The following is a 13567-nucleotide window of genomic DNA, read 5'->3' as shown; positions in this document are numbered from 1 at the left end:
GCCTGTCAGGAAGAGATTACAGCCATTCACCGTTGCGGATAACGCCGACCGCCAGCCCTTCAATAGAGAAGCTCTGCTCGCGGAGATCTACCACAATCGGGGAGAATTCATTGTTTTCAGGCAGAAGCTGCACGGTATTGCCTTGTTTTTTCAGGCGCTTAACCGTCACTTCATCATCAATGCGCGCCACCACGACTTGCCCGTTACGCACATCCTGCGTTTTGTGTACCGCCAGCAGATCGCCATCCAGAATACCGATATCTTTCATGGACATTCCGCTAACGCGCAGCAGGAAATCGGCGCTCGGCTTGAACATGCCTGGGTCAACCTGATAGTGCCCTTCGATGTGCTGCTGCGCCAGCAGAGGTTCACCTGCGGCAACGCGGCCCACCAGTGGAATACCGCTCTCTTCTTCCACAAGCAGACGAATGCCGCGTGAGGCGCCGGAAACAATCTCAATCACGCCCTTACGCGCCAGCGCTTTAAGGTGCTCTTCGGCAGCATTAGGAGAACGGAAGCCCAGACGCTGCGCAATTTCTGCACGCGTGGGTGGCATACCCGTCTGGCCGATATGATCCCGAATGAGATCAAACACCTCTTGCTGCCTGGTCGTTAACGCTTTCATACCGCCCCCTGGGTGTATATACAGTTATGCTGTGAGTATATACAGTCAAAGGCGATTTTGGAACCAAAAACTGCACAAAAAACCAGGGACTTAATTATTCCTCGAGGCTCATCGGAAATGCGACCAAAGCAGCGTGACCCAGGTGATCGCCGCAGTGATAATCGCCAGCAGTACGGCAGCGGAACCCATGTCTTTCGCCCGGCCAGACAGTTCATGGAATTCCGACCCGATTCGGTCAACAACGGCCTCAATAGCGCTATTCAGAATTTCCACTATCATCACCAGAACGACAGATCCGATGAGCAGTACGCGGGTGATAGCATCAACATCAAGGAAGCAGGCGATGACAACGGCAACGATTGCGGCAACCGCTTCCTGGCGGAAAGCGGCTTCATTAACCCATGCCGCGCGGAAACCTTTCCATGAATAACCGGCAGCTTTAATGATTCGAGTTAACCCAGTGGTATTATTGGCCATTAAAAGAACCTTTTATGATAAATAGCGTCTGTAACTAAAGCCGCAGCGCGTTTTGCTGCAACCTGAAGTATGACGGGTAACAACAGAAATTTTGCGCGCTTTCTGTTATCCTTGCGCCGCAATTGCATTATTAACCAGAGGCTTTACATCGTTTATGTCCGGCTGGCCACGAATTTACTACAAATTACTTAATTTACCATTAAGCGTCCTGGTAAAAAGTAAGTCTATCCCAGCAGAACCTGCGCTGGAATTAGGGCTCGATACGTCGCGCCCTATTATGTACGTTTTGCCTTATAACTCGAAGGCAGACCTGCTGACGCTTCGCGCTCAATGTCTGGCGCACGATTTACCTGACCCGCTTGAACCGCTGGAAGTCGACGGTACGCTGCTGCCGCGCTACGTGTTCATCCATGGCGGGCCGCGCGTGTTCACCTATTACACGCCGAAAGAAGAGTCCATTAAGCTGTTCCATGATTACCTCGATCTGCACCGCAGCAACCCCGATCTGGACGTGCAGATGGTGCCGGTGTCGGTGATGTTTGGCCGTCGTCCGGGGCGCGAAAAAGGGGAAGAGAACCCGCCGCTGCGTATGCTCAACGGCATTCAGAAGTTCTTCGCCGTCTCCTGGCTGGGACGCGACAGCTTTGTCCGCTTCTCACCTTCCGTTTCACTGCGCCGCATGGCGGATGAACACGGCACTGACAAAATCATTGCGCAAAAGCTGGCGCGCGTTGCGCGTATGCACTTTGCACGTCAGCGTCTGGCGGCCGTTGGACCACGTCTCCCGGCACGTCAGGATCTGTTCAACAAGCTGCTGGCTTCCAAAGCGATTGCCCGTGCCGTAGAAGACGAAGCGCGCAGCAAGAAAATTTCGCACGAGAAAGCGCAGCAGAACGCGATAGCGCTGATGGAAGAGATCGCCGCGAATTTCTCCTACGAGATGATTCGCCTCTCTGACCGTATCCTTGGCTTCACGTGGAACCGCCTCTATCAGGGGATTAACGTCCACAACGCCGAGCGCGTACGTCAGTTAGCGCACGACGGCCACGAGATTGTCTATGTGCCCTGCCACCGCAGCCACATGGACTACCTGTTGCTCTCTTACGTGCTCTATCACCAGGGGCTGGTGCCGCCGCATATTGCTGCCGGTATCAACCTGAACTTCTGGCCAGCAGGCCCGATTTTCCGCCGTCTGGGTGCGTTCTTTATTCGTCGTACCTTCAAGGGTAACAAGCTTTACTCCACCGTCTTCAGGGAGTATCTGGGCGAGCTGTTCAGCCGCGGTTATTCCGTGGAGTACTTTGTTGAAGGCGGTCGCTCGCGTACCGGTCGTCTGCTCGATCCGAAGACCGGCACGCTGTCGATGACCATTCAGGCCATGCTGCGTGGCGGTACGCGTCCTATCACGCTGGTGCCTATTTACATCGGTTATGAACACGTGATGGAGGTGGGCACCTACGCGAAAGAGCTGCGCGGTGCGACCAAAGAGAAAGAGAGTCTGCCGCAGATGCTGCGTGGACTGAGTAAACTGCGCAACCTCGGCCAGGGCTACGTGAACTTTGGCGAGCCCCTGCCGCTGATGACATATCTGAACCATCATGTTCCGGAGTGGCGCGAGTCTATCGATCCTATCGAAGCGGTACGTCCGGCCTGGCTGACGCCAACGGTCAACGGCATTGCATCCGAGCTGATGGTACGCATCAACAATGCTGGTGCGGCAAACGCCATGAACCTGTGTTGTACTGCGCTTCTGGCCTCTCGCCAGCGTTCACTGACCCGTGAGCAGCTGACCGAGCAGATTGATTGCTACCTGGATATCATGCGCAACGTGCCGTATTCCGTGGATTCGACCGTGCCGTCTGCCACCGCCAGCGAGCTGATCGATCACGCGTTGCAGATGAACAAGTTCGAAGTCGAGAAAGATACGATTGGTGACATCATCATTCTGCCGCGCGAGCAGGCCGTGCTGATGACCTACTACCGCAATAACATCACGCACATGCTGATGCTGCCGTCGCTGATGGCGGCCATTATTACCCAGCACCGCCGTATTTCGCGTCAGGAGCTGCTGCGCCATATTCAGGCCATCTACCCAATGCTGAAAGCGGAGCTGTTCCTGCGCTGGAGTAAGGATGAACTGGCGGCAGAGCTCGATAAAATGATGGCAGAGATGCATCGTCAGGGGCTGATTACCATCAGTGATGATGAACTGCATATCAATCCGTCACGTTCCCGTACCTTGCAGCTTCTGGCTTCCGGTGCGCGTGAGACGTTGCAGCGCTACGCCATTACCTTCTGGTTGCTGAGTGCAAATCCGTCCATCAACCGCGGTACGCTGGAAAAAGAGAGCCGGACGCTGGCCCAGCGCCTTTCCGTTCTGCATGGCATTAACGCCCCGGAATTCTTCGACAAAGCGGTATTCAGCTCCCTGGTGCTGACGCTGCGCGACGAAGGGTACATTAGCGATACGGGCGATGCCGAGCCGGAAGAGACGATGAAGGTTTACCAGATGCTGGCAGAGCTGATTACCGCGGATGTGCGTTTGACGATTGAGAGTTCGACGCAGGGCGAATGATGCTAAAGCCGGGTGGCGCTAACGCTTACCCGGCCTATATGTTCCGCTAAATCGTAGGCCGGGTAAGGCGAAGCCGCCACCCGGCTTTTTTATCACCAGTAACTCATCGCCAGGCCCAGAAACAGCACCAGCCCGACGTAGTTATTATTCAGAAACGCTTTAAAGCAGGCTTCACGCTCGCGCTTCGCGATCAGCTTCTGCTGATACGCAAACAGCAGCCCCGCCACCAGTACGGACCAGTAAAACTCCCAGTTCAGCCCGTTCAGGCGACCAATCGCCACCATCAGCGCCAGCACCGCCACCTGCAATATGCCGATGATAAGTTTGTCGTGACGACCAAACAGGATCGCCGTCGATTTGATGCCAATCTTGAGATCGTCATCGCGATCGACCATCGCGTATTGGGTATCGTACGCAACGGCCCAGAGAATATTCGCCAGGAACATCAGCCAGCAGCTGAGCGGAACGGACTCGCTGACCGCGGCAAACGCCATGGGAATCGACCAGCCAAATGCCGCACCCAATACCACCTGCGGCAGATGGGTGTATCGCTTCATGAACGGGTAAACCCAGGCCAGCGCCAGAGCAGCAACGGACAGCAGAATGGTCATGGTGTTAAGGGTTAACACCAGCATAAAAGAGAGAAGCACCAGCACCACAAACAGAATGCGCGCCTCTTTCCCGGTCACCTGACCGCTCGGCAGAGGACGATTCGCGGTGCGCTTAACATGTCCATCAAATTTCCGGTCAGCATAGTCGTTAACCACACAGCCCGCAGCGCGCATCAGCCAGACGCCCGCCACAAACACCGCCAGGATCCACAGCGGCGGCACGCCCGGCGTGGCAACCCACAGCGCCCATAAGGTCGGCCACAGCAGCAGCAGCGCGCCAATGGGTTTATCAGTACGCATCAGGCGGTGATAGGCCAGCAGCTTATTCTGCGTCAGACTCCACTCCATTTTTTCTCCCTCTTAGTACAACGGCGATGCAGGCAAAAAGAGTTCCGTCAGTATTAACGGCTTGCCACTCAAACGAAGGCGGGAACGGCGCCCCCACAAATCGGCATCGCAACCAATTTCAATAAAATCACGGGTCAGTTCAGACGAGGTGAACAGATAGCGCCCCAGGGGCGTTTTGCCGAGGCGTTGCAATGCCAGCTCCGGCCCGGAAAGTGTAGACTCAGGAACCACCGTCCGCCCGGCAAGCCACGGCTCGCCATCTGCACACAGTAAAATTTCACGCAGCCAGTAGCGTTCTTCTTGCGGCAGCAGCGGCAGCTCGCTGGCAATCTCCGCAGGCGAGACAAACCCTTCCTGAATCATCGTCACCGTGACCGTTTTACCCTGTTGCTCAAAACGTTTTGTCATGGAATCTTCCAGCAGCAGCCAGTCCAGTTGCTCCGGGTCAAGCGCGGGTATTTGGTCGAAATAGCGTAGCGCACGCAGCTGCGTTAGCGCGGGGTGTGACATGCCAGACTCTCCGATACATAACGTAAAGGCATTGTATCGCAGATTGGCAAAATGAGGACGGACAAACCAAATTTAGCGATCACTATCGCAACAATGGTGCAACTTAGCCAAAAAAAGTGCGCCCACTCAGGCGCACTAAACGACTAACAAAATCAGCACTGTGGGGAGACGGTTACCCCTTGCCTTTTACACTGCTGATAAAGGTGGAACGGGCAGTGGTTGAACCTAAACGCTCGGCTTCATCAAGCAGTTTCAGCGCTTTATCGACATCGCCGTTTTTAACCGCCTGCTTGATGGCGTTGTTAAAGTAAGTTTCAGTATCGTTAAGCACGGGCTCGGCTTTTTTCGCCGGGGCCGGGGCTGCGGCCGGTGCTGCGGCTGGCGCGGCGTACACAGGCGCGGCAGTATTACCCACCGTTACCGGACCCGGGCCAGATGAGCCAAACAGCGGGCCTACGAGTACGCTGGAGGCGCTGTTGGTGGAGACTTTCAGCTTGATCAGACCATCGGTGGTATGACGGGCAAGCGGGTCCGGAATATCCGGGACAGAGTTCCCCGTGCCTTTCGCATAGGCTTTTGCCGGGTCAACAAGCTTCGTTGTCTGTTGCAGATCTTTTTCAGTCGTGAACACCAGGACATAAATCTTCTGCTGACCCAGGGCTGGCGTCAGGCGCATAACGCCTTCCAGCCGATCGGCACTCATGACGCCAGGCTCCTGATAGCTGAAATAGTCGCTTGGGAAGAACGCGGATGGCGTCATGTTCTGATCGAGGATCAGCACGTTAGGCGCGAAGACGCTGGTCTGTTTATTGACTTCACTGGTCAATGTCAGGGTCAGCTCGCCGATATTCGCCGGCACGCTGAAAGCCGCGACCGGACCGCTGATACCCGGCACGTTCAGTGACTGGCCCCCCGCTGAAAGCTGGGTAGTTTGTGTTTTCGATTGATCAACTGGCGTCCACACCAGTTGCTGTAGTGCCGCAGCCGGAATAGCTGGCGCAGCGCTAGTATTTTGAGGAACAAAATTCACATCTGCAAAGGTGACCGCAGGCGCACAGGCCAACAGCCCCGCAGAGAGGCACAGCGCGACGAGACTTTTCTTCATTTTCATTGTTATTACCTCTGATAGCGTGAGCACTGCGGTGGCCAGGCAATAGCGCGCAGCACCCTAAGGAGAGAGGGGCTTGCGCCCCTCTTTTCAGGTCATTACGTCAGGCTTGACGAATTACCACCAGATTTCCATCTGGGCGCCGAAGGTCCACTCATCGTTGTCGCCACGGCTGAAGGTTTTCGCGGAGGTGTCGCTATACGCTACGCCAGAGGTGTAACCTGCACCTGAGTCGTTGTTTGCATAGCCCCATTTCTCATCCCACTTCGCGTAGGTTGCGAAGACGCGGATAGCCGGACGGGACCAGATGCTGTCGCCTGCCTGCCATTGCTGTGCCAGGGTGATTTTGTACTGGCTGTTTTTGTCGTCAGTTTTCTGAGATTTGACGTTGTCGTAGCCCACTTCCAGCAAGGTGCTCATGATCGGCGTCCATTTGAACATTGGACGAACACCCACGGTCCACCACTCGGTACCGTTGTTGTTGTCACGATCGATGTTCTGGTACATACCGACGTACATCAGGTCCCAACGGTCTGCCAGGGTGATTGCACCGTGGTCCAGCACGCGCCACATAGAGCCGTCGTTATCGATGCTGCCGCCCTGTGGAATACCTTTACCGTTAGAGGTCATGGAATCCGTACCGTATTGCAGTACGAACTTGTTGAAGCCTTTCATCATGCTCTGGGTGTGTTCAGCGGTGAACAGCCAGCCATCTTTAGAGGCGCCAGGTTGCAGGTAGTAGTCGTCAGGAATGTTGGTATGACCGTAGTCAACGCCCAGCTCCAGCGTACCGCCCGGGTTGGTTTCCAGACCGGCTAAACGGACGTCGAAGACATCGTTTGGTACCACGTTGTCATAAATACGGTCGCCGTTCGCATCACGATCGGCGAAGGTTGCAGAACCGCCGGACTCAGAAGAACGGGTCGCTGCCAGAGAGAGTTTACCAAAGCCCAGATCGATGTTTTCAATACCGGCACCAGGACCAGAGATATCCCAGTAGTAGAAGTCGATCATGTGTACGTCATGACGCTGATAGAAGCGTTTACCGGCCCAGATGGTAGAGCCTGGCAGCCATTCAATCAGGTTTTTACCCTGCACGTTAGCTTCACGGAAGGCCGGGCTGGTGGATTCCCAGTCATTCTGTTGAGAAACGGAGTACGCTACGTTGGTGTCGAAATAGAAGCTCTTGTCGCCTTCTTTCCACACTTCCTGGCCCAGTTTCAGTTCGGCGTAGGTTTCACATTCGTTACCGAGACGGTATTTACTTTGTGCGCCTGTTGCCTGGAAACATTGTTGTTCACCGCCACTTCCGGTCCAGCCAATGCCGGAACGAGCATAACCTTTAAAGTCTACGGCGCCCGCCTGGGCAGACAGGATGCCTGCCGCAATGGCGACAGCCAGAGGGACTTTGCGCAGAGTAATCATTATTCTATCTCCTGAGATCATTGCTTTTCTTTGTAATTGGAATGCTTAAACGCCTGGCTCTTTGTGCAACCGACGACATGCAGTGCCATCCTCACGGAACAGATGGCAACGCTCTGGCGGCAAACCGATAGCGAATGTGGCACCCTCTTCTACCAACACCACGTCATTCTGGCGGTAGACCAGGTTCTGACGGATGGCGGGGATCTGGATATGAATCTGTGTTTCGTGACCAAGCTGTTCGACGACCTGAACTTCACCTTCCAGCGTCACATCAGCGATGTGGCTCGGCAGTAAATGCTCAGGGCGGATACCGAGGGACATATTGGCCCCCACCTGTACGTTGGCGCTGTCGACCGGCAGCCAGACTTGCTGACGGTTTGGCAGCTCCACCTGTACCTGTTCGATTGCCGTCGCGGTCACTTTTACGGGCAGGAAGTTCATCTTTGGCGAGCCAATGAAGCCCGCAACAAAGCGGTCTGCCGGGTAGTGATACAGCTCCAGCGGTTTGCCCACCTGCGCCACGCGACCGGCGTCCAGCACCACGATTTTGTCGGCCAGCGTCATCGCTTCGACCTGATCGTGGGTGACGTAAATCATCGTGCGTCCAAGGCGTTTGTGCAGACGGGAGATTTCGATACGCATCTGGACGCGCAGGGCGGCATCCAGGTTAGAAAGCGGTTCATCGAGCAGGAACACGCGCGGCTCGGCCACCAGCGTACGGCCAATGGCCACACGCTGACGCTGACCACCGGAGAGCGCCTTCGGTTTACGCTCCAGCAGATGTGCCAGCTGGAGCACTTCCGCCACCTGGGTGACGCGCTGGTTAATGGTCTCTTTTTTCGCGCCGGCCAGCTTCAGGCCAAAGGACATGTTCTCGGCAACGGAAAGATGCGGATAAAGGGCATAAGACTGGAACACCATGCCCACGCCGCGTTCAGCTGGCGGGATGTCGTTCATTCGGGTATCACCAATAAATAAATCGCCACTGGTGATGGTTTCAAGACCGGCAATCATACGCAGCAGAGTCGATTTACCACAGCCTGATGGACCCACGAACACCACAAACTCACCTTCGTGGATGTCCAGATTGATGTCTTTTGACACCACTACGTCGCCCCAGGCTTTCGTTACATTACGCAGCTGTACGCTCGCCATGCCCTTCTCCCTTCGTTACAACCTGTCACCGACAGAAACATTCAAGATAAGTTCACTATGCGTGTTCCATTACTTTCGTGAATCCTCCACCCCCCGGCTTTTTTATGGGGGAGGAGGCGGGAGGATGAGAGAGCAGGCTCTGCGACCGCAGCGGAGGGGCTGAGGCGAAAATCGTGAAGCGGCCTGCAAAATTCAGTGGGTTTTTATGTGCGCCAGCACTCATAACTTAAATTTATGTTACAGGGATCACACAAACAGGGGGTGGGGCGTAGGGACTGGGAGGATGGAAAGAGGATGTCAAATAAGGAGACTGAGTCACGTTGAACCACCTTATGTATCCACGAGCACATCACCAATAAAGGATGGCAGATATGAAGATCAAGACTGGCGCACGCGTTTTCGCATTGTCCGCCCTCGCAGCAATGATGATTTCCGCACCGGCTCTCGCCAAAATTGAAGAAGGTAAGCTGGTTATCTGGATTAACGGCGACAAGGGCTATAACGGTCTGGCCGAAGTGGGCAAAAAATTCGAGAAAGACACCGGTATCAAAGTCACCGTAGAACACCCGGACAAACTGGAAGAGAAGTTCCCGCAGGTTGCGGCAACTGGCGATGGTCCGGACATTATCTTCTGGGCGCATGACCGTTTCGGGGGCTACGCGCAGTCTGGCCTGCTGGCAGAAGTTACGCCAGACAAAGCCTTCCAGGACAAACTGTTCCCGTTCACCTGGGACGCCGTTCGCTATAACGGCAAGCTGATCGCTTACCCAATCGCGGTTGAAGCGCTGTCACTGATTTACAACAAAGACCTGGTGCCAAACCCGCCGAAAACCTGGGAAGAGATCCCTGCTCTGGATAAAGAGCTGAAGGCGAAAGGTAAATCCGCCCTGATGTTCAACCTGCAAGAGCCGTACTTCACCTGGCCGCTGATTGCTGCCGACGGCGGTTACGCGTTCAAGTTTGAAAACGGCAAATATGACGTGAAAGACGTGGGCGTGGACAACGCAGGTGCGAAAGCGGGTCTGACCTTCCTGGTTGACCTCATCAAGAACAAACACATGAATGCGGATACCGACTACTCCATCGCGGAAGCGGCGTTCAACAAAGGCGAAACCGCGATGACCATCAATGGTCCGTGGGCCTGGACCAACATCGACAAGAGCAAAATCAACTACGGCGTGACCCTGCTGCCAACCTTCAACGGCAAGCCGTCTAAACCGTTCGTGGGCGTGCTGAGCGCAGGTATCAACGCCGCCAGCCCGAACAAAGAGCTGGCGAAAGAGTTCCTCGAAAACTACCTGCTGACCGATCAGGGTCTGGATGAAGTGAACAAGGACAAGCCGCTGGGCGCCGTTGCGCTGAAATCCTTCCAGGATCAGCTGGCGAAAGATCCGCGTATTGCGGCCACCATGGATAACGCCCAGAAAGGCGAAATCATGCCGAACATCCCACAGATGGCTGCGTTTTGGTACGCCACCCGTACCGCGGTCATCAACGCTGCAAGCGGTCGCCAGACTGTCGATGCCGCACTGAAAGATGCTCAGGGCCGTATTACTAAGTAAGTCTGAAAAACGGCGGGTGGCGCGTGCGCTTACCCGCCCTACGACTACGGCACGATCCGTAGGTCAGGTAAGCGCAGCGCCACCTGACGATAAGTTTCCACCGTTGTAGAGGAAGAACCCCATGGATGTCATTAAAAAGAAACACTGGTGGCAAAGCGACGCACTGAAGTGGTCAGTGATAGGTCTGCTGTGTCTGCTGGTGGGTTACCTTGTTGTTTTAATGTACGTGCAAGGGGAATACCTGTTTGCCATCATGACGCTGATTTTAAGCTCGGTTGGCCTGTATATTTTCGCCAACCGTAAAGCGTACGCCTGGCGCTATGTCTACCCGGGCGTTGCCGGGATGGGGCTGTTTGTCCTCTTTCCGCTGATCTGCACCATCGCGATTGCCTTTACCAACTACAGCAGCACCAACCAGCTCGCGCAGGAGCGTGCCACCCAGGTGCTTCTGGATCGTTCTTACCAGGCGGGTAAAACCTTTAACTTCGGCCTGTATCCCACGGGTGACGAGTGGAAGTTAGCGCTCACTGACGGTGAGAGCGGCAAAACCTATCTTTCCGACGCGTTCAAATTTGGCGGCGAGCAGAAGCTGGCCTTAAAAGAGGCTGCGGCCCTGCCGGAAGGTGAACGTGCCAACCTGCGTATCATTACCCAGAATCGTCAGGCGCTGACCCAGCTCACCGCCGTGCTGCCAGACGAAAGCAAAGTGACCATGAGCTCGCTGCGCCAGTTCTCCGGCACGCAGCCGCTTTATACTCTGGCGGATGACGGCACGCTGACCAACAACCAGAGCGGCGTGAAGTACCGTCCGAACAACGATATCGGTTTCTATCAGTCGGTGAATGCCGACGGCAGCTGGGGCGACGACAAACTCAGCCCGGGCTATACCGTCACCATCGGCTGGGACAACTTCACCCGCGTATTTACCGACGAAGGCATCCAGAAACCGTTCTTCGCCATCTTCGTCTGGACGGTGGTCTTCTCGGTGCTGACCGTGATCCTGACCGTGGCCGTGGGCATGGTGCTGGCCTGCCTCGTGCAGTGGGAGTCCCTGAAAGGCAAAGCGATTTACCGCGTGCTGCTGATTCTGCCCTACGCCGTGCCGTCGTTTATCTCGATTCTGATTTTCAAAGGGCTATTTAACCAGAGCTTCGGTGAAATCAACATGATGCTGAGCGCGCTGTTCGGTATCAAACCGGCCTGGTTCAGCGACCCAACCACCGCCCGCTCGATGATTATCATCGTGAACACCTGGCTCGGTTATCCGTACATGATGATCCTGTGCATGGGGCTGCTGAAGGCTATCCCGGACGATCTGTACGAAGCCTCGGCGATGGACGGCGCGGGTCCGTTCCAGAACTTCTTCAAAATTACCCTGCCGCTGCTCATTAAGCCGCTGACGCCGCTGATGATCGCCAGCTTCGCCTTTAACTTTAACAACTTTGTGCTGATTCAGCTGTTGACCAACGGTGGCCCGGACCGTCTCGGCACCACCACGCCGGCAGGCTATACCGACCTGCTCGTGAGCTACACCTACCGCATCGCCTTCGAGGGCGGCGGCGGTCAGGACTTCGGCCTGGCGGCGGCGATTGCCACCCTGATCTTCCTGCTGGTGGGCGCCCTGGCGATTGTGAACCTGAAAGCCACACGTATGAAATTTGACTAAGGAGGGCACTGAACATGGCAATGGTACAACCCAAATCTCAGAAACTGCGCCTCCTCGCGACGCACTTAGGCCTGCTGATTTTCATCGCGGCGATCATGTTCCCGCTGCTGATGGTTATCGCCATCTCCCTGCGCTCGGGGAACTTCGCCACCGGGAGCCTGATCCCGGACGAAATCTCTTGGGAGCACTGGAAGCTCGCGCTGGGCTTCAGCGTGGAACATGCGGATGGCCGCGTCACGCCGCCGCCGTTCCCGGTGCTGCTGTGGCTATGGAACTCGGTGAAGGTGGCGACCATCACTGCGATCGGCATCGTGACGCTCTCCACCACCTGCGCTTACGCCTTCGCCCGTATGCGTTTCCCGGGCAAAGCGACGCTGCTGAAAGGGATGCTGATTTTCCAGATGTTCCCGGCCGTGCTGTCGCTGGTGGCGTTGTATGCCTTGTTTGACCGTCTTGGGCAGTATGTGCCGTTCATCGGCCTGAACACTCACGGCGGCGTGATCTTCGCCTATCTTGGCGGCATCGCCCTGCACGTGTGGACCATCAAAGGCTATTTCGAAACCATCGACGGTTCGCTGGAAGAAGCGGCGGCGCTGGATGGGGCGACACCGTGGCAGGCGTTCCGTCTGGTGCTGCTGCCGCTGTCGGTGCCGATTCTGGCGGTGGTGTTTATCCTGTCGTTTATCGCCGCCATCACCGAAGTCCCGGTCGCCTCACTGCTACTGCGCGATGTGAACAGCTACACCCTTGCCGTCGGTATGCAGCAGTACCTCAACCCGCAAAACTACCTGTGGGGCGACTTTGCCGCGGCGGCCGTCCTCTCTGCCATCCCGATTACCGTGGTGTTCCTGCTGGCCCAGCGCTGGCTGGTCAACGGCCTGACGGCGGGCGGTGTGAAAGGTTAAGTTTCATTTGTTATGCCACTGCAACCCTCAACTTTAGACGTATTGTATTGAACCAACTTGTGACTGTTATTCGGCGGCCTCCGGGCCGCCATTTTTTTTATTCGCGTTTCAGCCGCTTCGAGTTGCACAGCCAGAGGGTGATCACCAGCAGCAGGATCGCCGCCGAGTAGATCAGCACGTCGAGCGGGGATTTATGATCGACGATGATCAGCCGCACAATGGCGGTGATGCCAATGTAGACAAAATAGCGCAGCGGGAAGTGAAAGCCGGACTGAAAGTACTTCACAATCAGGGCGATAAATTCAAAGTAGAGAAAGTAGACCACCAGGCCTTCCACCAGCGCGTATTTGCTGGTTTGCTCAGGGGCGAACAGCACATCCGCCAGATGCACCGTCTCTTTACCCAGAAAAACGACCAGGATCAGGCCAAGGCTCAGCAGACCGAGGTTCAGCACGGTCTGGAGTATCGTTGAGATAAACTCAACGCGCGGACGCGTCAGGGATGTCATACAGCACCTCATTCTCCAGGGCGAGGTTCCTGTATAACGCAAAAATGTGACGGGGATCTATATTTTTTGTTTATGTTTTGTCCAGATGAACA

Annotated in this window: 12 protein-coding genes; 4 read left to right on the top strand and 8 right to left on the bottom strand. The window is 55.6% G+C overall.

Annotation, left to right across the window (positions count from 1 at the left end):
• Positions 1-16: 16 nt before the first annotated feature.
• The gene (lexA, locus tag SK50_RS04090) at positions 17-625 is read right to left on the bottom strand and encodes a transcriptional repressor LexA (protein WP_003860318.1); all 609 of its coding nucleotides are present in this window, start codon (positions 623-625) and stop codon (positions 17-19) included.
• Positions 626-733: 108 nt separating this feature from the next.
• Entirely contained in the window at positions 734-1102 is a 369-nt protein-coding gene (locus SK50_RS04085) for a diacylglycerol kinase (protein ID WP_045344654.1), read from the bottom strand.
• Between the two features lie 154 nt (positions 1103-1256).
• Between SK50_RS04085 and plsB the strand changes: the two genes are divergently transcribed.
• Complete coding sequence (gene plsB, locus SK50_RS04080) at positions 1257-3677, top strand: glycerol-3-phosphate 1-O-acyltransferase PlsB (protein ID WP_017694720.1); 2421 nt, start codon at positions 1257-1259, stop codon at positions 3675-3677.
• 92 nt (positions 3678-3769) lie between these two features.
• Here plsB and ubiA read toward each other — a convergent pair whose 3' ends face one another.
• The 5 genes from ubiA to malK all read right to left on the bottom strand — a co-directional run bounded on the left by ubiA (position 3770) and on the right by malK (position 8834).
• Entirely contained in the window at positions 3770-4636 is an 867-nt protein-coding gene (gene ubiA / locus SK50_RS04075; RefSeq protein WP_015570176.1) for a 4-hydroxybenzoate octaprenyltransferase, read from the bottom strand.
• 12 nt (positions 4637-4648) lie between these two features.
• Positions 4649-5146: a chorismate lyase gene (gene ubiC, locus SK50_RS04070; RefSeq protein ID WP_015570175.1), complete on the bottom strand. Its 498-nt coding sequence runs from the start codon at positions 5144-5146 to the stop codon at positions 4649-4651.
• A 172-nt stretch (positions 5147-5318) separates the two neighbouring features.
• On the bottom strand, positions 5319-6257 hold the full coding sequence (gene malM, locus SK50_RS04065; protein ID WP_015570172.1) for a maltose operon protein MalM: 939 nt from the start codon (positions 6255-6257) through the stop codon (positions 5319-5321).
• Positions 6258-6371: 114 nt separating this feature from the next.
• Entirely contained in the window at positions 6372-7682 is a 1311-nt protein-coding gene (locus SK50_RS04060; protein ID WP_026080558.1) for a maltoporin, read from the bottom strand.
• Positions 7683-7724: 42 nt separating this feature from the next.
• On the bottom strand, positions 7725-8834 hold the full coding sequence (malK, locus tag SK50_RS04055) for a maltose/maltodextrin ABC transporter ATP-binding protein MalK (RefSeq protein WP_003860329.1): 1110 nt from the start codon (positions 8832-8834) through the stop codon (positions 7725-7727).
• 371 nt (positions 8835-9205) lie between these two features.
• On the opposite strand from malK, the gene malE reads away from it, so the two are divergent.
• The 3 genes from malE (at position 9206) to malG (ending at position 12967) form a co-directional block, all read left to right on the top strand.
• Positions 9206-10396 carry a maltose/maltodextrin ABC transporter substrate-binding protein MalE gene (malE, locus tag SK50_RS04050; RefSeq protein ID WP_017382618.1) on the top strand — a complete coding sequence of 397 codons (1191 nt, stop codon included), beginning with the start codon at positions 9206-9208 and terminating at the stop codon, positions 10394-10396.
• Between the two features lie 121 nt (positions 10397-10517).
• Positions 10518-12062 (top strand): maltose ABC transporter permease MalF, encoded by a 1545-nt coding sequence (malF, locus tag SK50_RS04045; protein WP_017694723.1) that lies wholly within the window; start codon positions 10518-10520, stop codon positions 12060-12062.
• Positions 12063-12076: 14 nt separating this feature from the next.
• Complete coding sequence (gene malG, locus SK50_RS04040) at positions 12077-12967, top strand: maltose ABC transporter permease MalG (RefSeq protein ID WP_003860332.1); 891 nt, start codon at positions 12077-12079, stop codon at positions 12965-12967.
• A 97-nt stretch (positions 12968-13064) separates the two neighbouring features.
• On the opposite strand, the gene psiE is transcribed toward malG, so the two are convergent.
• Positions 13065-13475 carry a phosphate-starvation-inducible protein PsiE gene (gene psiE, locus SK50_RS04035; RefSeq protein WP_000202963.1) on the bottom strand — a complete coding sequence of 137 codons (411 nt, stop codon included), beginning with the start codon at positions 13473-13475 and terminating at the stop codon, positions 13065-13067.
• Positions 13476-13567: the final 92 nt, after the last annotated feature.

Origin of the sequence: Enterobacter sp. BWH64, from assembly GCF_001037645.1 — a bacterium.
Lineage (GTDB): Bacteria > Pseudomonadota > Gammaproteobacteria > Enterobacterales > Enterobacteriaceae > Enterobacter > Enterobacter hormaechei_C.
The sequence above is the reverse complement of the archived record's forward strand: the minus strand, read 5'-3'. Positions and strand labels throughout refer to the sequence as shown.